Origin of the sequence: Microbacterium sp. HMH0099 (assembly GCF_049384025.1) — a bacterium.
Classification (GTDB): domain Bacteria; phylum Actinomycetota; class Actinomycetes; order Actinomycetales; family Microbacteriaceae; genus Microbacterium.
Window position 1 is genome coordinate 265,233 of the sequence record NZ_JBMRJR010000002.1, and the last position, 21,671, is coordinate 286,903.

Consider the following 21,671-nt stretch of genomic DNA (forward strand, 5'->3'; position numbering starts at 1 on the left):
ACGGGCGGGGAGCTTCCTACTCGCGGCCCTCTTCGAGCGGGATGAGCATGGTGCGGAAGTCGCCGGGCGTGGTGTGCAGGTCCCAGATGCGATCGGCGACGTCGTCGATGCCGTTGGGCAGCTGCAGACGCGGGATGGCCCCGGGGATGACGAGCTGAGCGACCCGCACGCCTTCGTCCGCGAGGGCCTCGTGGAGCATCTCGCCGTACGCGCTCTCGGCCGGGAAGGCCACCGAGGTGCCGGCGAAACCGGCGCGTGCCTTCACCGACGTCCCGCCGTTGATGAGGATGATGCTGCCGTCCCCCGATTCACGCATCGCGGGCAGCACCGCGCGCACGGACGAGATGAGGCCCAGCAGGGAGAACTGGACGGCTTCCGTCGCGAGCTCCGGGGTCAGCTCGAGGACGGGCTTGAGGTAGTCGCGGGACGGGAGCGGGCTGTACTGCAGGACCGAGACGGGGCCGAGGTCCGCGGCCGCCCGCCCGAGGGCGTCCTCCAGCTCGGCGGGGACGCGCACGTCCGCCGAGTAGGCCTTGGCCGTCACGCCCTCCGAACCCAGCGCCGCCACGATGCTGTCGAGCTTCGCGAGATCGCGCGCGATCAGGGCGATCGAGAAACCTTCGCGGCCGAAGCGGCGTGCAACGGCTGCGCCGAGCCCCGGACCGGCGCCGATGATGGCGATGACGGGCATGGTGAACTCCTTCGTGCGATGGCGGTACGGCGACTCTAGAGGCGGTCACCGACATTCCCGGACGGGAGTCCCCGCCCGGCGGGCACCTAGTAGGATTCCCCGCTCTGCGGTGGACAGCGGACGCCGAGGACGACCGTCGGCTGCTCGTCGCCGAACAGGTCGAGGAGCGCCGGCCGGACGTGCTCGAGGATTTCCGCGTCGCGCCACCAGCCGGTGACGTCCGCGCAGGACTCATCGTCGACGAGGTTGGTGATCCACCGGAACGAGGACCGGAGGAGTTCCCTCACGTCAGCCACCGTCGGTGGCCCTGACACGCAGCACGTCAGTCGAGGTCGACGCGCCGGCCGCCGCCCATGTCCGCGTCGGCGTCGGTCACCGTGGCGTAGACCCCGGTGGGGACACCCGGAAGGGATGCCACCTCCCGCGCGACCGCGATGAGATCCGCCTCAGTGGCATTGTGGACGAAGAACAGGTACTCGTCGCCCAGCTCCTCGCCGTCGTCGTACATCTCGCCCCGCGACGAGCCTTCGAGGTCGAAGAGGAACTCCATGACGGTGTCGATCCACGGGAAGGGGTCGTCACCGTCCGGGACGTCGATCGGCGTCAGCGGAACGTGAATCTCGACGAGAAGGTCAGCCACGCGGTCAGTATGTCAGCCCGACGCACCGGCCGTGATGCCTCAGTTGTTGAAGCGGAACTCCACCAGGTTGCGTCACAGTGGGGCATCAGGCTGGTCATCAACTCCCGTGGAGCTGGGCCAGCCCGGCTGCTGCGCTCTCGGGAAGAAAGTCGGACTCGATGGGAGTCCACGAGTGTAGTTCATAAGGCTCTGGTGCGCGCGTCGCTCTCTGTAGGTAATACCAATAGTCGGGGCCTCGCCGATCCCATCCCGAACCGCTCCAACTGGCGAGCGATGGATCGATGACCGATATTCTCTTGGCTCGGTGTCCGTTCAGCCATCGCGTCAGAGCCGCGTTGATGTGGTCGTCTCGAAATGAGTAGCCGACGATTGTCAGCCACTCCGTCTGAGAGAGCAACCGATCGAACTCAACGAGCATGGCGAGGAATGGTCCGTCTGAGCGCAGCTTCGACCCTTGACCGAACACCATGGCAGGCACTCCGCCAACGAGCCGCCCCTGGCGATCCTCGCCGAAGTTGCTGAGACGATCTCCGGGCACTCTCTCGCCGTCCTGCTCGCCCTGCCCCAAGACGTAGTCAAGTGATCCGTGCAGCTTCAGGAGCCTGACGTCCGCTTGTGGGGTAGCCCACTCCCACTCGTAGCCTCCCCGCCACGTTTCAAGGCCGGTGTCCACTGTCAGGCCAGCCGCGTGAGATGCCTTCTCTACAGCAAGGTCATAGTTCAGTGTGGCGATGCCAGCGAGCGACTCAGCCTTGATCATCGGCTCGAAGTATCCAACGCGGCTCTCATCAGCGCGCAGGATATGGATCAGGGCATCGAGCATCGCGGACTCTAGTTGCTCAAAGAGGTCTCCGTTCGACGTTTGCACTACAGCTCGAACGCCTGCCTCGAACTCGCTCTCAACCTTGTGATCCCACGTGTCAAGTAATGCCTTCTTGAAGTTGCGCGCCCAGAAACCGGGGAATGAGACACGACCGTTCGACGCGTCCAGATTCCGATTCCACGTTTCAACAAAGGCCGACAGGTCGATTGAGTCGCGGTCCTTCAGCGCCTTCACCGCGGCGAACACCCGCTCAACGTCCACTCCTTCGAACGCGCTCTTGCCGCGTCCGGTGTCATGTTGCACCATCGCACCGATCACGCCGTGCAGGAGGGCGCGAACATAGAAGTGGCCGGAGGAGCCGTCGATGTAGTCCGCGACAGCTCGCGTGAGGCCAAAGCTACCTGGAAGCCCCGCATCAATTGATGCGCCTGCGCCAAGAAGGAAACTCTTCACTCTTGGTGTCTAGCACGACCAACCGCCCGCCCGTCTACAGCGGCGGCGCTTCTCGTTCACCTCAACCCAAACAATCACTGAACCCGAATCAGTTTGAGAAGCGGAACTCCACGACGTCGCCGTCCTGCATGACGTACTCCTTGCCCTCGAGGCGGGCCTTGCCCTTCGCGCGGGCCTCCGCGACGGAGCCGAGCTCGACGAGGTCCTCGAACGAGATGACCTCCGCCTTGATGAAGCCCTTCTCGAAGTCGGTGTGGATGACGCCCGCCGCCTGCGGCGCCTTCGCGCCCTGCGGGATGGTCCAGGCACGGGCCTCCTTCGGCCCGGCCGTCAGGTAGGTCTGCAGGCCGAGGGTGGCGAAGCCGATGCGGGCGAGCTGGTCCAGGCCGGACTCGTCCTGTCCCGTGGAGGCCAGCAGCTCGGCGGCATCCTCCGGGTCGAGGTCGATCAGCTCGGACTCGATCTTCGCGTCGAGGAACACGGCCTTCGCCGGGGCGACCAGCGCCTCGAGCTCGGCCTTGCGGGCGGCGTCGGTGAGCACGGCCTCGTCGACGTTGAAGACGAAGATGAACGGCTTGGCGGTGAGCAGGCCCAGCTCGCGGATCGGCGAGAGGTCGAGACCGGATGCCGACAGCAGCACTCCGCGCTGCAGGGCGTCCTGCGCGGCCTTTGCCGCGTCGAGCACGGAGGGGTCGAGCTTCTTGCCCTTGACCTCCTTCTCGTACCGCGTGATCGCCTTCTCCAGCGTCTGGAGGTCGGCGAGCTGCAGCTCGGCGTTGATGGTCTCCATGTCGCTCGCGGGGTTCACCGCACCGTCGACGTGGACCACGTCGTCGTCGGCGAATCCGCGCACGACCTGGGCGATGGCATCCGCTTCCCGGATGTTGGCGAGGAACTGGTTGCCCAGGCCCTCCCCCTCGCTCGCGCCCCGGACGATGCCGGCGATGTCGACGAACGAGACCGCCGCGGGCACCGTGCGCTCGGAGCTGAAGACCTCGGCGAGCTTGTCGAGGCGCTGATCGGGAAGGTTAACGACCCCGACGTTGGGCTCGATCGTCGCGAACGGGTAGTTCGCCGCGAGCACCTGATTCTTGGTCAGGGCGTTGAACAGGGTCGACTTTCCGACGTTGGGAAGGCCGACGATTCCGATGGTAAGAGCCACGGGAGTCCAGGTTACCCGGCCCCGGCGCCGTCGCCCGACGGAGGAGATGACGCGATGGGAGGACCTTTCCACCCCGAACCCTCCTCCCTCCGCCGCATCCCCTCCCCTCGCCTACGCCCACATCGCCTCGGATGGATGCCACGGCCACCACATCGCAGGATGCTCGGCGCGCCTCGGACTCCGAGCCGGTCGTCCCGGGGAGGGTGAATCCGTGGCCCTGGACTTCACCGCGATCGACTTCGAGACGGCGAACTCCCACGGCGCCTCGGCCTGCGCCGTAGGACTCGCCCGCGTGCGGAACGGACGCGTCGTCGCCACCGCCGCCTGGCTCATCAAGCCGCCGCAGGGATACGACCATTTCGCGCCCATCAACATCGGCATCCACGGCATCCGCCCGGGCGACGTCGCGAACGCCCCCGACTGGAGCGCGCAGCTCGCGCGGCTGAAGGCGTTCGCCGGCGACGACGTCCTCGTCGCGCACAACGCCGGCTTCGACATGTCGGTGCTGCGCCGCGCCTGCGCCGCGACGGGCGACGACTGCCCGTCGTTCCGGTACCTCTGCAGCGTTCAGATGTCGCGCAAGACGTACACGCTGGATTCCTACCGCCTCCCGCTGGTCGCGGCCGAGGCCGGATGCTCCCCGTTCGCGCACCACGACGCCCTCGCCGACGCGGTCGCCTGCGCTGAGATCACCATCGACTGCGCGCGGCGCGCGGGCGCGGACGACGTCTTCGCCCTCGCGGCGGCACTGGGCGTCCGCGTGGCGCAGATCGAGGTTCCGGCCGCAGCGCGCGCCGTCGCCTGAATCCTCCACCGCGTTTCCACAGCGAGGAATCGCGCTCACTTCTCCCCGAATGGCCGTGGCGGCACCGCGGATGTCGGAGGGCCCGGGCATGCTGAGCCCATGGACGCACTCCTCCTCGTTCTCGTCGCGCTTCTCGCGCTGGCCATCGGAGCCGGCGCGGGATGGTTCCTCGGGAGCGCCCGCGCCGCGACCCGGACGGCGGACGACCGCCACGAGCTGACGGCTCGCGCGGCCACCGCCGAAGCGGCGCGCGCGGGACTCCAGGCCCAGCTCGACCATCAGGTCGGCCTGTACCGCGAGCTGGTCGGGCAGTCGCGCGCCGACCAGGCCGCCCGCGAGGAGCGGGAGCGGCGCGAGCAGACGGTGCTGCGTGCGCTGGACCCGGTGCGGGAGACCCTCGAGCACATGCAGCGCAAAGTGGACGGACTCGAGCGCGACCGCGTCGAGCAGTACACCGCACTCGGTGAGCAGCTACGGCTGTCGCGCGAGTCGGACGAGTCGCTCCGCGCGACCACCGAGGCCCTCGCCTCCGCCATGCGCTCCGGCAGCACCCGCGGCGTGTGGGGCGAGACGCAACTGCGGCGGGTCGTGGAGGCGGCGGGCCTCACGCGCTACGTCGACTTCGACCTGCAGTCCTCGATCACCTCGGACGCGGGCAGCGGTCGCCCCGACATGGTCGTGCGGCTTCCCGGCGGCAAGTCCCTGGCCGTGGACGCCAAGGTCCCCCTGGACGCGTATCTGCAGGCCAGTGCCATCCCCGTCACGGCGGTCGGCGACGACGGCGCACGACGGGCGGCGCTCCTCGGGCGCCACGCGAAGGCCGTCCGCGGTCATGTGGAAGCCCTCGCCCGCAAGACGTACTGGGCGGGCCTCGACGCGAGCCCCGAGTTCGTCATCTGCTTCTTGCCGAGCGAGTCGCTGCTGTCAGCCGCGCTGGAGGAGGACCCGACGCTGCTCGACCACGCGTTCTCCCGGCGCGTGGCCCTCGCCTCGCCCGTCAACCTCTGGGCCGTCCTCAAGACGGTCGCCTTCACCTGGACGCAGCAGGACGTCTCCGACGAGGCCCGGGCTCTCTTCGCCCTCGGGAACGAGCTCTACGAGCGCGTGGGTGTGCTCGCCGGTCACGCCGGCGATCTGCGACGCGCACTCGAGCGCACCGTCGACAGCTACAACCGCTTCGCCGGTTCGCTCGAGTCGCGGGTCCTCGTCACGGCGCGGAAGTTCCCGGGCATCGACGAGACCAAACTGGATGCCACCACGCCACCGCCCGCGCTCGAGGCGACTCCGCGGCGGTGGGCGGCGCCGGAACTGCTGGAGGAATCCCTGCTCGACGGCGCGGACGCGACATCGTTCCGAGCTGCGGCGGGCGGCACGAACGTCGAGGGCCCCGCCGAGACTCTGACCTTCGCCGACCTCGGCGAGGTGCGGACGCGAGTCCAGGAGGGAGACGACTGACCGCGGCTCAGCACCGCGGCCGGCACGGCTCAGGCGCCGCCGGGGACCCAGCTCAGCAGGCTGACCACGGCGGCCGAGATGCCGACGAAGGCGCCGACGAGCCACCAGGCGTTGACCTCGTAGCCCTCGTGCTTGCGTACGCGCAGCAGAACGTCCGGGCGACGCGCGGGGTCGACAGCGTCTGCGATCACCTTCTGCGCGCCCGTCTGGGGCGCGGTCTGATTCGTCGGAGCAGCCATGGACGATTCCCCTTCGGGTCTCAAAGAACACAGCGTCGCCTTTGACACTGCACACGATTCTGCCAGAGGGGTCCGAAAGAGGCGGTCACGCTTGCGTCACGACACGCCCGGCTGTATCTGGGTGCCGGCAGCGGGCGTCGACCGGCGCCCGGTCTCTCAGCGCCGTTCGGCGCCCGGCCCCGGCCGCGGGCGTCGGCCGCCGCCGGTCAGATCCGCCGCGTGGTCAGAGCCACTTCGAGGTCAGGTGCTCCGACGAGATGCGGCGCAGGGTCCCGGACGCGCTGCGCAGCACCACGCTCTCGGTGTACAGGAAGTCCCCCTCACGGCGGACGCCCGAGACGAGCTGACCGTCGGTCACTCCCGTCGCGACGAAGATCGTGTTCTTGCCGCGCACGAGGTCGTCCGCCTCGTAGACCTCGTCGAACTTGAGACCCGCGTCGAGACCGCGCTGCCGTTCCTCGTCGTCGCGCGGCGAGAGGATGCCCTGGATGTGTCCGCCCAGCGCCTTGATCGCGCAGGCGGTGACGATGCCCTCCGGGCTGCCGCCGATGCCGACGCACATGTCGGTACGGGCGTTGTGCCGCGCGGCGTTGATGCCGCCGGCGACGTCGCCGTCGCTCATGAGCCGCGTACCGGCCCCCGCCTCGCGGATCTCGCGGATGAGGTTCTCGTGACGCGGACGGTTCAGCACCGACACCACGATCTCATCGACCGGCTTGCCGAGGGCGTCGGCCAGGCGCCGGATGTTCTCACCGATCGGGAGGCGGATGTCGACGACGCCCACACCCGCCGGTCCGGTGACGATCTTGTCCATGTAGAAGACGGTCGAAGCGTCCAGCATCGTCCCGTGATCCGACACGGCGATGACCGAGAGGGCGTTCTGCCGTCCGGCCGCGGTCAGCGACGTGCCGTCGATCGGGTCGACCGCCACGTCGCACTTGGGGCCGCGGCCATTGCCGACCTGCTCCCCGTTGAAGAGCATGGGGGCGTCGTCCTTCTCGCCCTCGCCGATGACGATCGTGCCGTCGAAGTTGACGGTGGTGAAGAACGCCCGCATGGCGTCGACGGCTGCACCGTCCGCGGCCTCCTTCGCGCCGCGGCCGATGAACGGCACCGCACGGATGGCGGCGGCTTCGGTCGCGCGCACCAGCTCGAGAGCCAGGTTCCGGTCGGGGTGCAGGGGGGACATGTCGGAGGTCAGGCTCACCATGACGCCCACCCTAGCCAGAGTGGCGGTCAGATCCCCGAGATTTTGCGGCCTGAGACGTGAAGGAATCGCCGTTCTTTCCGTTCGAGCAGAAGCGCCGGAAAAACAGGGCGGTGGGGACGTCGCGAGCGGCACTTCCTGGCTGCTTCGCTAGAGTGACCGTGTCCCGATCACGACCAAGGAGCACCTCCATGCCCGTCGCCACCCCTGAGCAGTACGCCGAGATGCTGGACCGCGCCAAGGCCGGCAGCTTCGCGTACCCCGCGATCAACGTCTCGAGCTCGCAGACCATCAACTCGGTGCTCCAGGGCCTGACCGAGGCCGGCTCCGACGGCATCCTCCAGGTCACCACCGGCGGCGCGGACTACTTCGCCGGCCACACCGTCAAGGCCCGCGCGACCGGCGCCCTCGCCTTCGCCAAGTACGTGACCGAGGTCGCGAAGAACTACCCGATCACCGTCGCGCTCCACACCGACCACTGCCCGAAGGACGCCCTCCCCGGCTTCGTCCTGCCGCTGCTGGAGGCCTCGGAGGAAGAAGTGAAGGCCGGCCGCAACCCGATCTTCCAGTCGCACATGTGGGACGGCTCGGCCGTTCCCCTCGACGAGAACATCGACATCGCGGCGGAGCTGCTCCCCCGCATGAAGAACATCAACGCGATCCTCGAGATCGAGGTCGGCGTCGTCGGCGGCGAAGAGGACGGCGTCCAGCACGAGGGCTCCAACGAGGCCCTATACACGACCGTCGCCGACGTCACGAAGGCCGTCGAGCGCCTCGGCCTGGGCGAGAACGGCCGCTACATCTCGGCCCTCACCTTCGGCAACGTGCACGGCGTCTACAAGCCCGGCGGCGTCAAGCTCCGCCCCGAGCTCCTCGGCGAGATCCAGGAGGGCATCGCCGCCAAGTTCGGCACCGGTCCGAAGCCCCTCGACCTCGTCTTCCACGGCGGCAGCGGCTCGACCGACGAGGAGATCGCCCTCGCCGTCGCCAACGGCGTCGTCAAGATGAACATCGACACCGACACGCAGTACGCCTTCACCCGTTCGATCGCGGGCTACATGTTCTCGAACTACGAGGGCGTGCTGAAGCTCGACGGCGAGGTCGGCAACAAGAAGCAGTACGACCCCCGCGCCTGGGGCAAGGTCGCCGAGTCGGCCATGGCCGTCCGCGTGGTCGAGGCCACGAAGCAGCTCGGCTCCTACGGCCAGTCCCAGAGCTGACGTCCCCTTCTTCGAACGCCCCGGCTCCGGCCGGGGCGTTCGTCGTCGGTGCGCCTAGGAGCGGTACATCTCGAGCACGGTCTGCGCCTCCCCCGGCGAGGACACGAGCTCGATGGCATCCCCCGCCCTGACCTCCCCCGCACGACGCACGCGCAGATAGGCGCCGAGACGTCCCTCGTCGGAGAAGCGCTTCACCCATCCCCGCCCCGCGGATCCGCCCACCCATCGGGCGAAGGTCGCACAGGGCGTGCGGGGCATGGTCACCTCGACCTCGACCGTGCCGCCGATGCGCCACACCTCGCCGATGCGCGCGGCATTGACGTCCAGGCCGTCGACGCGCAGGTTCTCACCGAACCACCCCGGCGGCAGCTCTCGACCCAGCTCGGCGGACCAGAAGTCGGCGTCCTCCTGCGCGTAGGCGTAGACGGCCTTGTCGCGTCCGCCGTGGTGTTTGCGGCTCGCCTGCACGTCGGCACGGACGCCGAGCGGGCCGATCCGGACCGGCCCGTCGAGCGGACGCTTGTCGATCGCCGTCACCCCGACCGAGCCGGAGTCGGGACGCAGGGCGTGGACGGCGCAGACGGCGAGGAGGCTCGGCATGCCAGCATGCTACGACCTTCCGCGCCCCGCTCCCGACGCCGCCAGCCGGCAGCGGTGTCCCACTATGTGCGACCAGCAGCTCCCAACCCTGCACGAAGTGGGACACGCCCTGCCGCACACCGCTCAGCGTGTCCCACGATGTGCGACCAGCAGCCCCCAACCCTGCACGAAGTGGGATACACCGCCCCGCAGGTCAGGACCCGGCGAGCTCCGTGCGCATGACGACGAGGCCGCCGTCGAGCGTTCGGATCTCGACGGACTCGATCCGCCCCGAGGCGAGGTCGGTGCCGGCGCTGAGCTCCGTCGTCGACCCCGGTCCGGCCCGCCAGGTCGACAGCACCGTGGTGGCGCCGTCGTCGGCGGTCACCGCGAGCGCGTACGGCCAGCCTCCGGGCGGCGCGTCCAGCACCTCGCCCGTGTACTCGCAGACCAGGTCGATCCTCGTCCCCCAGTCGACGGAGGTGAGCTTGACGGATGCCTCCAGCGGCGCTCCCGCGACGTCGTCCAACGCGTAGACGGCTCCGGCCGGCTGCGGCAGGTTCGCGGCGACCACGCTCGGGACGGCGATGACCAGCGCGGCCGCCGCGACGGCCCCCGCCCACAGGGCCCGTGCCCGCACGCGCCGGCGGCGCGCTGTCGACACCACGCGGCCGCGCAACGCGACGTCCGGCGCCGGGGGCACGGTCGACTCGACAGCACGCGCGCGTTCGGCCGGCAGCCGCGAGAGCAGGCCCGCCGTGGGGGCGAGCTCGGCGACCGCCGCACGGCAGCGCTCGCAGGTCTCCAGGTGCGCCTCGTACTCGGCACGCTCGACGGACGAGAGGGCGCCGAGGACGTAGGCGCCGTCCCAGTCGGCCAGCCGCTCGTGCTCGCCGTTCATCGCGTCACCCCCCGCTCCTGCAGGGCCAGCCGCAGCGCTCGCACCGCGTAGTGCAGGCGCGACTTCACGGTGCCCGCCGGGATGCCGAGCTCCTCCGCGGCCTGCGCCACACTGCGGCCGCCGTAGTACGCGGACACGATGACCGCCCGGTGGTCCGGCGTCAGCGTCGCGAGCGCCTCCTCGACGAGGAGGGCGTCGAACATGGCATCCGTGTCGTCGTCCCGGGCGGTCTCGGGCAGCTCGTCGACGGGATGCTCGTGACGTCTGCGCGCACTGCGCGCCTCGTCGATGACGAGATTGCGGGCGACGGTCAGCATCCACGAGCGCAGTCTCGACGGGTCGTCGGCCAGGACGCGCGGGGTGCGCCACGCCCGCAGCAGGGTCTCCTGCACGACGTCGTCCGCCCCGGCGTGGTCGCCGGTCAGGCTGACGACGTAGCGCCAGACGGGGGCGGCGTGGGCGTCGTAGAGCGCGGTCAGGCGCGCGTGGTCGTCACGGGCCATGCCGTCCTCCCCGCGTCCTGTCGTCCGAGCGCTTCTCGCCATACAGAGGACACGGGATGCCGCCCCGTCCGGTTCAGACGCCGAAGGCGCCCGACAGCGACGCGATGAACCCCGGGTCGCCGAGGAGGGCGAACATGATGACGATGCTCGCGAGGAAGGTCGTGACGGCGAACCCGGCGAGCGGGACCCAGAAGCTGATGCGGCCGCGCTTCAGCCGCCGCCAGGTGAGGGCCGCCGTCGCCAACCATCCGATGCCGTAGATCGCCGCGGCCACGGCGCCGAGGACGAACCCGGCGCCGAGGTTGGTGAACGAGGTGTCCGTCGCGCCCATGCGCTCGGCGAGCGTCTCTGCAGTCGTCGGGAAGTCCAGCAGCTGCGGGATGGTCGTGATCACCGTGATGAGGCCGTAGATCAGCAGACCGAACGTCACGCCGCGGTCGATGCGCGCGCCCCGGCCGAGCGGGGCGGCCGGCGATGCCGCCGACGCGACGGGCGCGGGCTTCTCGGGCTGCGGGGCCTGTCCTGCCTCGAGCGCCTCCGTGACCTCGGGGCGCTGGATGCGGGCCTGCTGCTCCTCGGGGGTCGCGTACTCCCCGTACTGCGGGCGGGGACGCGGGTCGATGTCGCTCACGCGCGGCCCCGGCCGCCGAGGGCGCGCTGATCGCGCTTGCCCGACGCGTCCTGGCGCAGCTCTTTCGGGAGGGAGAACAGCAGGTCCTCCTCCGCGGTGCGGACCTCTTCGACGTCGCGATACCCGGCGCCGGCGAGCTCTTCGAGCACCTCGGTCACGAGCACCTCGGGGACGGAGGCGCCGCTGGTCACGCCGACGGTCTCGACGCCCTCGAGCCACTCCTGCTTGACCTCGTCGATGTAGTCCACGCGGTATGCGGCCTTCGCGCCGTACTCCAGCGCGACCTCGACGAGACGGACGCTGTTGGAGCTGTTGGCGGACCCGACGACGATGACGAGGTCGGCGCCGACGGCGACCTTCTTGATGGCCACCTGACGGTTCTGCGTGGCGTAGCAGATGTCGTCGGAGGGCGGGTCCTGCAGCTGGGGGAAGCGCTCGCGCAGGCGGCGCACGGTCTCCATGGTCTCGTCGACGGAGAGCGTGGTCTGCGACAGCCACACGACCTTCGACGGGTCGCGCACCTCGACGGTGTCGGCGTCGTCGGGCGAGTTGACGACCGTGACGTGGTCGGGCGCCTCACCCGCGGTGCCCTCGACCTCCTCGTGCCCCTCGTGACCGATCAGCAGGATCTCGAAGTCGTCGCGGGCGAACCGCACGGCCTCGCGGTGCACCTTCGTCACCAGCGGGCACGTCGCGTCGATGGCCTGCAGGCCCCGGTCGGCGGCGGCGGAGACGACGGCCGGCGAGACGCCGTGCGCGCTGAAGACGACGTGCGCGCCGGCGGGGACCTCGTCGACCTCCTCGACGAAGATCGCGCCCTTCTTCTCCAGCTCCGTCACGACGTGGATGTTGTGCACGATCTGCTTGCGCACGTACACCGGGGCGCCGTAGCGCTCCAGCGCCTTCTCCACCGCGATGACGGCCCGGTCCACCCCCGCGCAGTACCCGCGGGGGGCGGCCAGCAGCACCTTCTTCTTGCCCTGGACGGGGATATCCTGGAGCCGCCCGCGTCGACCCGGGATACGGGGAACGGGCAGTTGCACGACAGGTGAGCTCACCCCTCGATTCTACCGGGGCGCCCCTGGACGCCGGCCGTATCGACCCATCACGAAAGCTCCATGACCTCGTTCCAGCCCGAGACCGTCCCCGGCGAGGCCCCGCCCGCCGACTCCGTGCACCCCCGGGACTCGCGGACGGACGCCCCGACCTCGGTCTCGCGACTGAACGACACCATCCGCGGGTTCATCGAGCGGTGGGGCTCGGTGTGGGTCGAGGGGGAGATCACGTCGTTCAACCGCCGCGGAGGGAACGTCTTCGGCCGGATGAAGGACCTGGGAACGGATTCGACGGTCGCGTTCCGCATCTGGTCGAGCACCCTCGCCCGCCTGCCGAAGGACTTCGCCGTGGGCGACCACGTCGTCGCGTGCGTCAAGGCCGACTACTTCCCGCGCACGGGCGACTTCTCCTTCTCGGTGTCGTCGATGCGCCACGTCGGCCTCGGCGAGCAGTTGGAGCGTCTGGAGCGCCTGCGCGTGCAGCTGCGCGGCGAGGGACTGTTCGACGCCGCTCGCAAGAAGCGGCTGCCGTTCCTCCCCCACTGCATCGGCCTCATCACGGGCGAGAACTCGGATGCCGAGAAGGACGTGCACCGCAACGCCGAGCTGCGGTGGCCCCGGGTGCGCTTCCGGACGAAGTACGCCGCGGTCCAGGGCGACCGGTGCGTCCCCGAGACCATCGCGGCCCTCAAGGCCCTGGATGCCGATCCCGATGTGGACGTCATCGTCATCGCCCGCGGCGGCGGCGATCCGCAGACCCTGCTCGGCTTCAGCGACGAACGTCTCGTGCGCGCGGTCGCCGCGGCATCCACGCCCGTCGTCAGCGCCATCGGGCACGAGAACGACCGCCCCCTGCTGGACGAGGTCGCCGACGTGCGCGCCTCGACGCCGACCGACGCGGCCAAGCGGGTGGTGCCGGACGTCAGCGAGCAGCGGGCCCTCGTCGGGCAGCTCCGCGCCCGGCTGACGGGGCGCCTCACCCAGCGCGTGCTGCACGACATCGCCCAGCTGGAGCAGATCCGTTCCCGGCCGTCGTTGCGCACCCCGCACACGATGCTGACCGCGCGGGCGCAGGAGCTGTGGATGCTCTCCAACCGCGGACGCGACATCGTCGACCGCCGGCTGGAGGCCGAGCGACGCCGGACCAGCGAGCTCGGCGCGGCGCTGCGCGCGCTCTCCCCGCGCGCGACGCTGGCGCGGGGGTACGCCATCGCCCAGCTCGCGGACGGGGCGATCGTGCGCGACGCCGCCCAGGCACCGGACGGCACCGCCCTCACCGTGCGCGTCGAGAACGGCGCCCTGCGCGCCGTCTCGCGGGGCCCCTCCACGGCGACGACCGGTTCCGCGCCCTCCCCCGATGCGCCCGCACCTTCGCTCGACGCCGAGGCACCCGGCGGCGGCGCGTCGGAGGGGGACGCCTAGAATGGATGCCATGAGCGCGACGACCCCCGGCCCGGTGGATGTCGCGACCCTGTCGTTCGAGCAGGCCCGCGACGAGCTCGTCCGCGTCGTCGCCGAGCTGGAACAGGGCGCGCCGACGCTCGAGCAGTCGCTGGCCCTGTGGGAGCGCGGCGAGGAGCTGTTCGCGCGCTGCGAGGAGTGGCTGCTCGGAGCCAAGCGCCGCCTCGACGCCGCCCGCGGCGAGGGCGAGGCCGGCTGATGGCCCGCATCGTCGCCGAGCTCGGCCGCCCGGAGACCCCGGACGAGACCGCCGCGCGCAAGGCCGAGGCCTCCCGGCGCTACCGCTCCAGCAAGACGTTCCGCAACCTCATCGCCGCGCTGCTCGCGACGGTCGGCATCGTGTTCGTGGTGGTCGTCGGCGTCCCACGCGGCGAGATCGCCGAGCGGCCGCAGCCCGATGTGGCCGCACTGGCCGCGGACCTGTCCGACGACATCGGCCGCCCCGCCCTGGCCCCCGCACTCCCCGAGGGCTGGCGCGTCAACCAGGCGCAGGTCGAGGGTCAGGGCGGCACCGAGGCGTGGACCATGGTCTACGTGCGCTCCGGCGAGTCGGGCTTCCTCCGGATCGCGCAGGGCCTGGACGCCGACGAGGCTTGGGCCGCCCAGGTGCTCGACGGGGCCCGCAGCTCCGAGACGATCGACATCTCGGGCATCGAGTGGAACGTCTACCGTCCGAGCGATCCCGAGCGCTCCGGCAACATCTCCTACGCGCTGGGCACCCCGGCGGGCGAGGACTACGTCCTGATCTACGGCGACGCCGCCGAAGAGACCGCCGCCGAGGCGGCATCCAGTGTCGTCCCCCAGATCCGAGAACTGAGAGAGGTGCCGTGAACGCTCGTCTGACGCCGCGCGAGGCCTGGTCCGAGATGCTCGAAGGGAACCGCCGGTTCGTCTCCGGCACGCCCCGCCATCCCCGACAGGACGTCGAGCGCCGTACGGAGCTCGCCACCTACCAGCGCCCCAACGCCGCGCTGTTCGGCTGCTCGGACTCGCGACTGGCCGCCGAGATCATCTTCGACGAGGGCCTGGGCGACCTGTTCGTCGTGCGCAACGCCGGCCAGGTGATCTCGGACTCCGTCATCGGCAGCCTCGAGTACGCCGTCGGCGTGCTGGAGGTTCCGCTCATCGTGGTCCTCGCTCACGACGCGTGCGGTGCCGTCGGCGCCGCCATCGACAGCACGGGCATGGACGCGCCGACCCTCCCCGCCTACATCTGGCGGCAGATCGCGCCGATCGTGCCCTCGGTCCGCCGCGTGCAGCGCGCCGAGGCCGCCGAGGGACGCACCCCCGAGCGCCCGAACCCCGAGCTGGTGGGCCGCGAGCACCTGCGCTATACCGTCGGCGAGCTGCTGCGCGCCTCCGAGCTCATCAGCGAGGCGGTCGCCGCCGGGCGCGTCGCCGTCGTGGGCGCCAACTACCGACTCGACGAAGGGGAAGCCGTCCCCATCGTTGCCATCGGCGACGTGGACGAGCCCCGCGCCGCCGACCCCGCCTAACCGAACCACCACCGGCGATCAGGAGAACAACGACGTGACCGACATCGAGTACCGCATCGAGCACGACACCATGGGTGAAGTGCGTGTGCCGAAGGACGCCCTCTACGCCGCGCAGACGCAGCGCGCGGTCGAGAACTTTCCGATCTCCGGCACGGGTCTCGAGTCGACCCAGATCGCGGCGCTCGCCCGCATCAAGAAGGCCGCCGCGCTCGCCAACAAGGAGCTCGGCACCCTCGACGCCGGCATCGCCGACGCCATCGCGCAGGCCGCCGACGAGGTCATCACCGGTGCGCACGACGTGCACTTCCCGGTCGACACGTACCAGACCGGCAGCGGCACCTCCTCGAACATGAACATGAACGAGGTGCTCGCCACGCTCGCGACCGGGATCCTCGGCGCGCCGGTGCACCCGAACGACCACGTCAACGCGTCGCAGTCGTCGAACGACGTCTTCCCGACCTCGGTGCACATCGCGGTCACGCAGGCGCTCATCGACGACCTCATCCCCGCCCTCGACCACCTCAGCGTCGCACTCGAGGCCAAGGCCGAGGCATGGAAGGGCATCGTCAAGTCGGGCCGCACCCACCTGATGGATGCCACCCCGGTGACGCTCGGTCAGGAGTTCGGCGGCTACGCGCGTCAGATGCGCCTCGGCATCGAGCGCGTGCAGGCCGTGCTCCCCCGCGTCGGCGAGGTCCCCCTGGGCGGCACGGCCGTCGGCACGGGCATCAACACCCCGCTGGGCTTCCCGCAGAAGGTCATCGAGATCCTCGCGAACGACACCGAGCTGCCGATCACCGAGGCCAAGGACCACTTCGAGGCCCAGGCCAACCGGGACGGTCTCGTCGAGGCATCCGGTGCCCTGCGCACCATCGCGGTGTCGCTCACGAAGATCAACAACGACATCCGCTGGATGGGCTCCGGCCCCAACACGGGCCTCGGCGAGCTGCACATCCCGGACCTGCAGCCGGGCTCCTCGATCATGCCGGGCAAGGTCAACCCCGTCGTCCCCGAGGCGACCCTCATGGTGTGCGCCCGCGTCATCGGCAACGACGCCACGGTCGCGTGGGCCGGCGCGTCCGGCTCGTTCGAGCTGAACGTCGCCATCCCGGTGATGGGCACCGCGCTGCTGGAGTCGATCCGCCTGCTGTCGAACGCGATGCGCGTCCTCGCCGACAAGACCGTCGACGGGCTCGAGGCCAACGTCGCGCGCGCCGAGGCGTTCGCCGGCATGTCGCCGTCTATCGTGACGCCGCTGAACAAGGTCATCGGCTACGAGGCCGCCGCCAAGATCGCCAAGCACTCCGTCGCTAAGGGCATCACCGTCCGCGAGGCCGTCATCGACCTCGGCTACGTCGAGCGCGGCGAGATCACCGAAGAGGTGCTCGACCTCAAGCTCGACCTGCTCTCGATGACCCACCCGGGCTGAGCCCGCTTCCGACGGCCCCGGTCCCGCCTCTCCACGACGCGGGTCCGGGGCCGTCCGCGTTCCGCGATCCGGCGCGCGATAATCGGAGCATGAGCCGCATCCCGAGACCCGTCTCGGCGCGCGTGCGCGTTCTGCTCGCGATCCTCGCGGTCGCCCTGCTCGGGCTCATCATCGCCGGCGGCGTCACCTTCGCCGTGCAGAGCGAACGGGTCGTCGCGAACGCGCAGCGACAGCTCGACGGCTTCGCCTCCCGCGCGCAGGCCCAGCTCGACGAGGGCGAGGTCGCCGCCGAGCTCGCCCGCTCGGCCATCCCCGGCCGTACCGACAGCACCCTGGCCGTCCAGGACGGACGGGTCGTCGGAGCGACGGCGGCGCCGCCCGGACTCTCCCTGGCCACCGACGAGGTGTTCGTCGCCGCCCTCGATGCGGCGCTGCGCGACGGGGCGACGTCGGGACGCCTGCCGAGCTCCGCCGGCACGGTGCTGTGGGCCTCGGCCGGCGTCGGGGACGTGCACGTCGTGCAGGGGATCTCGCTCGACCAGCGCATGGAACTCGTGACCCTGTCGATCACGACCTATGCGCTCGCGGCGACCGGCGTCCTCCTCGCCCTGGGAATCGCCTCCTGGTTCCTCACCGGTCGGCTGTTCTCGCCGCTCCGCCAGCTGCGCGACACCACGGACGCCATCACGATCGCCGACCTGGGCATGCGCCTGCGCGCCCGCGGGAACGACGAGCTGTCCGACTTCACGGCATCCGTCAACTCCATGCTCGACCGCCTGGAGATGTCCGTCGACGCGCAGCGGCAGCTGCTCGACGACGTGCGCCACGAGCTCAAGACCCCCATCACGATCGTGCGCGGGCACCTGGAGATGATGGACCCGGCCGATCCGCGCGACGTGGCGGAGACCCGGGACCTCGGCATCGCCGAGCTCGACCGCCTCTCCCGTCTCGTCGACGACATCGACGCGCTCGCGACGGTCGAGACGGGCACGCTGTCGACCGGGATCGTCGACGTCGGCGCCCTCACGGACCGCGTCGGCGAGCTCGTGAGCGCGATCCCGCGGCATTCCTGGGTGGTCGAGGCCCGGGGGCGCGGGCGTCTCACCGGCGATCACGACCGCCTCGTGCAGGCGTGGCTGCAGCTCGCCGACAACGCCGCCAAGCACACTCCCGCGGACACCCCGATCGAGATCGGAAGCAGCACCGACGGCACCACCGCGCACCTCTGGGTCCGCGATCACGGCCCCGGCATCCCGCCGGCCGCGCGCCACCGGATCTTCCGCCGCTTCGACCGCGTGACCGGCCGCCGCGGCGTCGAGGGGTCGGGCCTGGGCCTGTCGATCGTGGACGCGATCGCCAAGGCGCACGACGGCCACTGCACGGTCGCCGACACCCCCGGCGGCGGAGCGACCGTCACGCTGCACATCCCCTTGGACCCCGGACACACCCCCGCCGACCTCCCTACGCCCGTGCGTGCCGGAGACGTCGTCATGCAGAGAGAGGCCACCGGATGACACGCATCCTCATCGCCGAGGACGAGGAGCGCATCTCCGCTTTCGTGGCGAAGGGACTCGAGGCCGCCGGCTATCAGACCGTCATCATCGACGACGGCGCCGACGCCCTCGACCGCGCGCTCTCGGGCGACGTCGACCTTCTCCTTCTGGACGTGGGACTGCCGAGCATGGACGGCTTCGAGGTGCTGCGCTGCCTCCGCGGACAGGGCTCGGCGATCCCGGTCATCATGCTCACCGCCCGCACGAGCACGCGTGACACCGTCGACGGCCTGGACGCCGGCGCGAACGACTACATGGCCAAGCCCTTCAAGTTCGACGAGCTGCTCGCGCGCGTCCGCTCGCGGCTGCGGGAGAGCGTCCCCGTCGGCACGATCAACGTCTCACACGGCGATGTGACCCTCGACGTCCTCGCCCGCCGTGCCACGGTGGACGGTCGGGAGATCGACCTCAGCGCCCGGGAGTTCGCGCTGTCCGAGCAGTTCGTCCGCCATGCCGGCCAGGTGCTCAGCCGGGAGCAGCTGCTCAGCCGCGTGTGGGGCATGGACTTCGACCCGGGCTCGAACATCGTCGACGTGTACGTGCGGTACCTGCGTGCGAAGTTCGGCCCGTCGCGGATCGTCACGGTCCGCGGAGCCGGTTACCGCTGGGAGTGACGTCCGACAACCCAGAAGCCCCCGGTGGGGGAACCGGGGGCTGGGGAGAGATCCGGTGCCCGGGTGGTCTGCCGACTTACCCGAAAAGCCGGTGACCTGCCGTATCGGGCGGGATCTCTGCTTCTCCTTGGGGGGAACCGCCGAGGCGGTGACGAGGTCTCCCTCGCCGATGACTCAACTCTGACGGATAAGGGTGAGAACAGCGGGAGCCTCAGGTGAGAAAGCTCTCATGTAGGGGTGAAAGAAGAAGGGACCCGGATGCCGCGGCATCCAGGTCCCTTCATTCGTCCCTGTTACGAGAGCTCGCCGGCCTCCAGCAGCTCGGTGACGAGCGCCGCAATCGCGGACCGCTCCGAGCGGGTGAGGGTGACATGCCCGAAGAGCGCGTGGCCCTTGAGGGTCTCGATGACCGAGGCGACACCGTCGTGACGCCCGACCCGCAGGTTGTCGCGCTGACCGACGTCGTGCGTGAGGACGACCTTCGAGTTCTGGCCGATGCGGCTCAGCACCGTCAGGAGCACGTTGCGCTCGAGCGACTGCGCCTCGTCCACGATGACGAACGAATCGTGCAGCGACCGACCGCGGATGTGCGTGAGCGGCAGCACCTCGAGGAGACCCCGCGCCAGCACCTCCTCCAGGACGTTGGACGAGACGACCGATCCGAGCGTGTCGAAGACCGCCTGACCCCACGGGTTCATCTTCTCGGCCTGGTCGCCGGGGAGGAAGCCCAGCTCCTGACCGCCGACGGCGAACAGCGGACGGAACACGATGATCTTCTTCTGCTGCTGGCGCTCGAGGACCGCCTCCAGAGCGGCGCACAGTGCGAGGGCCGACTTGCCCGTGCCCGCGCGACCGCCGAGCGACACGATGCCGACCTCCGGGTCGAGCAGCAGATCGAGCGCCACCCGCTGCTCGGCGGAGCGGCCGTGCAGGCCGAACGCATCCCGGTCGCCGCGGACGAGCCGGAACTCGCCGCGGCCGGTGACGCGGCCGAGCGCCGAGCCCCGCTCGGAGTGGATGATGAGCCCGGTGTTCACGGGGAGGCCAGCGACGACCTCGCTCGCGGCGACCTCGGTCTCGTACAGGTCGCTGAGCTCGTCGCCCGAGACGTCGATCGTGGCGATGCCGGTCCAGCCGGAGTCCATCGCCTGCTCGGCGAGGTACTCCTCGGTGGCCAGGCCCAGCGACGCCGCTTTGACGCGCATCGGCAGGTCCTTGGACACGACGGTCACCTCGGCGCCCTCGCGGGCGATGTTCATGGCGACGGCGAGGATGCGGCTGTCGTTGTCGCCGAGACGCATCCCGGAGGGGAGCACGGACGGGTCGGTGTTGTTCAGCTCGACCCGCAGGGTGCCGTCGTCGCCGACGGGCACGGGAAAGTCGAGGCGGCCGTACTCGATCCGGAGCTCGTCGAGGTGACGCAGCGCCTGCCGCGCGAAGTAGCCGATCTCGGGATCGTGCCGCTTCTTCTCCAACTCGGTGATGACGACGACGGGGATGACGACCGAGTTCTCGGCGAAGCGGAAGTACGCACGGGGATCGCTCAGGAGCACCGAGGTGTCCAGGACGTAGGTGCGCAGCGCCGGGTCGACGGCGGCATCCGATTCTGCGGTGTTCTCGACGACGTGACGCTGGTCGTATGAAGCTCGTGCGTTCACAACCCACTCCCGACCCGGGTGCTCACCCGGTTGTCACGAGTCGACCTGTGGGTCACGAGTCGCGATCCGATGGCCGACTCGACCGGACTCCCTGTCCGATGTGATCACCGTAAGGCCCGCGGAGACCGCCGCGGGTCGTTAACACGCCGGAGGAATTCGACGGTCGCGTGAACGCTCCGTGACGATCACGGCACGGCGGCGCGATCCTCGGCGTCGGGCGAGGCGCTTCGCGGGGCGGCCGGCGGTCGCGGCTACTGGCCGAAGCGGCGGTCGCGTGTGGCGTAGTCGCGGATCGCGCGGAGGAAATCGACCTCGCGCAGGTCGGGGCCGAGCGCCTCCACGAAGTAGAACTCCGAATGCGCCGACTGCCACAGCAGGAAGTCGCTGAGCCGCTGCTCCCCCGACGTGCGGATGACGAGGTCCGGGTCGGCCTGACCGCCCGTGTAGAGGTGCTCGCCGATCTGCTCCGGCGTCAGGCTGGCGGCCAGCTCTTCGAGCGACCCGCCGGACTGGTCGTGCTTCGCGATGATGGCGCGGACGGCATCCACGATCTCGCTCCGACCGCCGTAGCCGACCGCGAGATTGACGTGCAGCCCGGTGTGCTGACGCGTGCGCTCGGTCGCCTCGTGCAGGACGTCGGCGAGCGGCGCCGGCAGGCCCTCGGACCGCCCGACGTGCTGCACGCGCCAGTCGGGCTCGTGCGAGAGCTCCTTCGCCAGCTGGGCGATGATGTCCAGCAGGTCGTCGAGCTCGCGGGTGTCGCGCTTGCGCAGGTTGTCGTGCGACAGCAGGTACAGCGAGACCACGCGGATGCCGAGGTCGTCGCACCACCGCAGGAACTCGTGCATCTTCGCCGCGCCCGCCCGGTGACCGTGTGCGGCGCTGTCGAACCCCAGCTCGCGGGCCCAGCGCCGGTTGCCGTCGATCATCATCGCGACATGGTGCGGGACGGTCGCCGGCATGCGGCGTCGCAGGCGCTGGATGTAGAGACGGTACAGGGGGCCCCGACCCTCGTTCCTCCGCGCGCGCGCCACCCGCCTACGCTACCGCGCCCACCATCTCTTCTCTGTTCCTCCACACCTGGGCAATCGATGAA

At 70.3% G+C, this 21,671-nt stretch carries 24 protein-coding genes; 10 read left to right on the forward strand and 14 right to left on the reverse strand.

The window, feature by feature from the left end; all coding sequences use genetic code 11:
- Positions 1-16 precede the first annotated feature (16 nt).
- The 5 genes from ACO03V_RS05025 to ychF all read right to left on the reverse strand — a co-directional run bounded on the left by ACO03V_RS05025 (position 17) and on the right by ychF (position 3,769).
- Positions 17-691 carry an SDR family NAD(P)-dependent oxidoreductase gene (locus ACO03V_RS05025; protein WP_423136835.1) on the reverse strand — a complete coding sequence of 225 codons (675 nt, stop codon included), beginning with the start codon at positions 689-691 and terminating at the stop codon, positions 17-19.
- Positions 692-777: 86 nt separating this feature from the next.
- Positions 778-978, reverse strand: coding sequence for a hypothetical protein (locus ACO03V_RS05030; protein WP_423136836.1), 201 nt, complete (start codon positions 976-978; stop codon positions 778-780).
- A gap of 35 nt (positions 979-1,013) precedes the next feature.
- Complete coding sequence (locus ACO03V_RS05035) at positions 1,014-1,331, reverse strand: hypothetical protein (protein WP_423136837.1); 318 nt, start codon at positions 1,329-1,331, stop codon at positions 1,014-1,016.
- 97 nt (positions 1,332-1,428) lie between these two features.
- Positions 1,429-2,607: an SIR2 family protein gene (locus ACO03V_RS05040; protein ID WP_423136838.1), complete on the reverse strand. Its 1,179-nt coding sequence runs from the start codon at positions 2,605-2,607 to the stop codon at positions 1,429-1,431.
- An 88-nt stretch (positions 2,608-2,695) separates the two neighbouring features.
- The gene (gene ychF / locus ACO03V_RS05045; RefSeq protein WP_423136839.1) at positions 2,696-3,769 is read right to left on the reverse strand and encodes a redox-regulated ATPase YchF; all 1,074 of its coding nucleotides are present in this window, start codon (positions 3,767-3,769) and stop codon (positions 2,696-2,698) included.
- A 211-nt stretch (positions 3,770-3,980) separates the two neighbouring features.
- Between ychF and ACO03V_RS05050 the strand changes: the two genes are divergently transcribed.
- Entirely contained in the window at positions 3,981-4,574 is a 594-nt protein-coding gene (locus ACO03V_RS05050) for a 3'-5' exonuclease (RefSeq protein WP_423136840.1), read from the forward strand.
- Positions 4,575-4,673: 99 nt separating this feature from the next.
- On the forward strand, positions 4,674-6,029 hold the full coding sequence (locus ACO03V_RS05055; RefSeq protein ID WP_423136841.1) for a DNA recombination protein RmuC: 1,356 nt from the start codon (positions 4,674-4,676) through the stop codon (positions 6,027-6,029).
- 29 nt (positions 6,030-6,058) lie between these two features.
- Here the strand turns inward: ACO03V_RS05055 and ACO03V_RS05060 are convergent, their stop codons facing one another.
- Both ACO03V_RS05060 and glpX read right to left on the reverse strand, forming a co-directional pair.
- On the reverse strand, positions 6,059-6,268 hold the full coding sequence (locus tag ACO03V_RS05060) for a UDP-N-acetylmuramyl pentapeptide phosphotransferase (RefSeq protein WP_367726416.1): 210 nt from the start codon (positions 6,266-6,268) through the stop codon (positions 6,059-6,061).
- A gap of 223 nt (positions 6,269-6,491) precedes the next feature.
- A complete protein-coding gene (gene glpX / locus ACO03V_RS05065) occupies positions 6,492-7,478 on the reverse strand; it encodes a class II fructose-bisphosphatase (protein ID WP_367726415.1) in 987 nt (328 codons plus the stop codon).
- A gap of 188 nt (positions 7,479-7,666) precedes the next feature.
- Here glpX and fbaA point away from each other — a divergent pair, with 188 nt between their 5' ends.
- Positions 7,667-8,695 (forward strand): class II fructose-bisphosphate aldolase, encoded by a 1,029-nt coding sequence (fbaA, locus tag ACO03V_RS05070; RefSeq protein ID WP_423136842.1) that lies wholly within the window; start codon positions 7,667-7,669, stop codon positions 8,693-8,695.
- Positions 8,696-8,749: 54 nt separating this feature from the next.
- Here fbaA and ACO03V_RS05075 read toward each other — a convergent pair whose 3' ends face one another.
- From ACO03V_RS05075 to ACO03V_RS05095, 5 genes are all read right to left on the reverse strand, one after another.
- Positions 8,750-9,295 (reverse strand): MOSC domain-containing protein, encoded by a 546-nt coding sequence (locus tag ACO03V_RS05075; protein ID WP_423136843.1) that lies wholly within the window; start codon positions 9,293-9,295, stop codon positions 8,750-8,752.
- 193 nt (positions 9,296-9,488) lie between these two features.
- Positions 9,489-10,175: an anti-sigma factor family protein gene (locus tag ACO03V_RS05080; RefSeq protein ID WP_423136844.1), complete on the reverse strand. Its 687-nt coding sequence runs from the start codon at positions 10,173-10,175 to the stop codon at positions 9,489-9,491.
- Positions 10,172-10,678 carry a sigma-70 family RNA polymerase sigma factor gene (locus ACO03V_RS05085; protein WP_387053626.1) on the reverse strand — a complete coding sequence of 169 codons (507 nt, stop codon included), beginning with the start codon at positions 10,676-10,678 and terminating at the stop codon, positions 10,172-10,174. Before ACO03V_RS05085 ends, ACO03V_RS05080 begins: the two co-directional genes overlap by 4 nt.
- 73 nt (positions 10,679-10,751) lie before the next feature.
- Positions 10,752-11,309 carry a DUF6264 family protein gene (locus tag ACO03V_RS05090; RefSeq protein WP_387053625.1) on the reverse strand — a complete coding sequence of 186 codons (558 nt, stop codon included), beginning with the start codon at positions 11,307-11,309 and terminating at the stop codon, positions 10,752-10,754.
- The gene (locus ACO03V_RS05095; protein ID WP_367726409.1) at positions 11,306-12,367 is read right to left on the reverse strand and encodes a 4-hydroxy-3-methylbut-2-enyl diphosphate reductase; all 1,062 of its coding nucleotides are present in this window, start codon (positions 12,365-12,367) and stop codon (positions 11,306-11,308) included. The genes ACO03V_RS05090 and ACO03V_RS05095 overlap by 4 nt, the downstream gene beginning before the upstream one ends.
- 60 nt (positions 12,368-12,427) lie before the next feature.
- On the opposite strand from ACO03V_RS05095, the gene xseA reads away from it, so the two are divergent.
- From xseA to ACO03V_RS05130, 7 genes are all read left to right on the forward strand, one after another.
- Positions 12,428-13,786 (forward strand): exodeoxyribonuclease VII large subunit, encoded by a 1,359-nt coding sequence (gene xseA, locus ACO03V_RS05100; protein ID WP_423136845.1) that lies wholly within the window; start codon positions 12,428-12,430, stop codon positions 13,784-13,786.
- A gap of 1 nt (position 13,787) precedes the next feature.
- Positions 13,788-14,024 (forward strand): exodeoxyribonuclease VII small subunit, encoded by a 237-nt coding sequence (locus ACO03V_RS05105; protein WP_387053619.1) that lies wholly within the window; start codon positions 13,788-13,790, stop codon positions 14,022-14,024.
- Positions 14,024-14,656, forward strand: a complete 633-nt coding sequence (locus ACO03V_RS05110) for a DUF4245 family protein (protein ID WP_367726406.1) — start codon at positions 14,024-14,026, stop codon at positions 14,654-14,656. Before ACO03V_RS05105 ends, ACO03V_RS05110 begins: the two co-directional genes overlap by 1 nt.
- A 35-nt stretch (positions 14,657-14,691) precedes the next feature.
- Complete coding sequence (locus tag ACO03V_RS05115; RefSeq protein ID WP_387053823.1) at positions 14,692-15,321, forward strand: carbonic anhydrase; 630 nt, start codon at positions 14,692-14,694, stop codon at positions 15,319-15,321.
- A 34-nt stretch (positions 15,322-15,355) separates the two neighbouring features.
- Positions 15,356-16,750, forward strand: a complete 1,395-nt coding sequence (locus tag ACO03V_RS05120; RefSeq protein WP_423136846.1) for a class II fumarate hydratase — start codon at positions 15,356-15,358, stop codon at positions 16,748-16,750.
- Positions 16,751-16,839: 89 nt separating this feature from the next.
- The gene (locus tag ACO03V_RS05125) at positions 16,840-18,264 is read left to right on the forward strand and encodes a sensor histidine kinase (protein WP_423136847.1); all 1,425 of its coding nucleotides are present in this window, start codon (positions 16,840-16,842) and stop codon (positions 18,262-18,264) included.
- The gene (locus ACO03V_RS05130) at positions 18,261-18,917 is read left to right on the forward strand and encodes a response regulator transcription factor (protein ID WP_423136848.1); all 657 of its coding nucleotides are present in this window, start codon (positions 18,261-18,263) and stop codon (positions 18,915-18,917) included. The genes ACO03V_RS05125 and ACO03V_RS05130 overlap by 4 nt, the downstream gene beginning before the upstream one ends.
- A gap of 293 nt (positions 18,918-19,210) precedes the next feature.
- Here the strand turns inward: ACO03V_RS05130 and ACO03V_RS05135 are convergent, their stop codons facing one another.
- Together ACO03V_RS05135 and ACO03V_RS05140 are read right to left on the reverse strand one after the other, a co-directional pair.
- Positions 19,211-20,497, reverse strand: coding sequence for a PhoH family protein (locus tag ACO03V_RS05135; protein ID WP_367727536.1), 1,287 nt, complete (start codon positions 20,495-20,497; stop codon positions 19,211-19,213).
- 329 nt (positions 20,498-20,826) lie between these two features.
- Entirely contained in the window at positions 20,827-21,609 is a 783-nt protein-coding gene (locus ACO03V_RS05140; RefSeq protein ID WP_367726402.1) for an isoprenyl transferase, read from the reverse strand.
- Between the last annotated feature and the right edge of the window lie 62 nt (positions 21,610-21,671).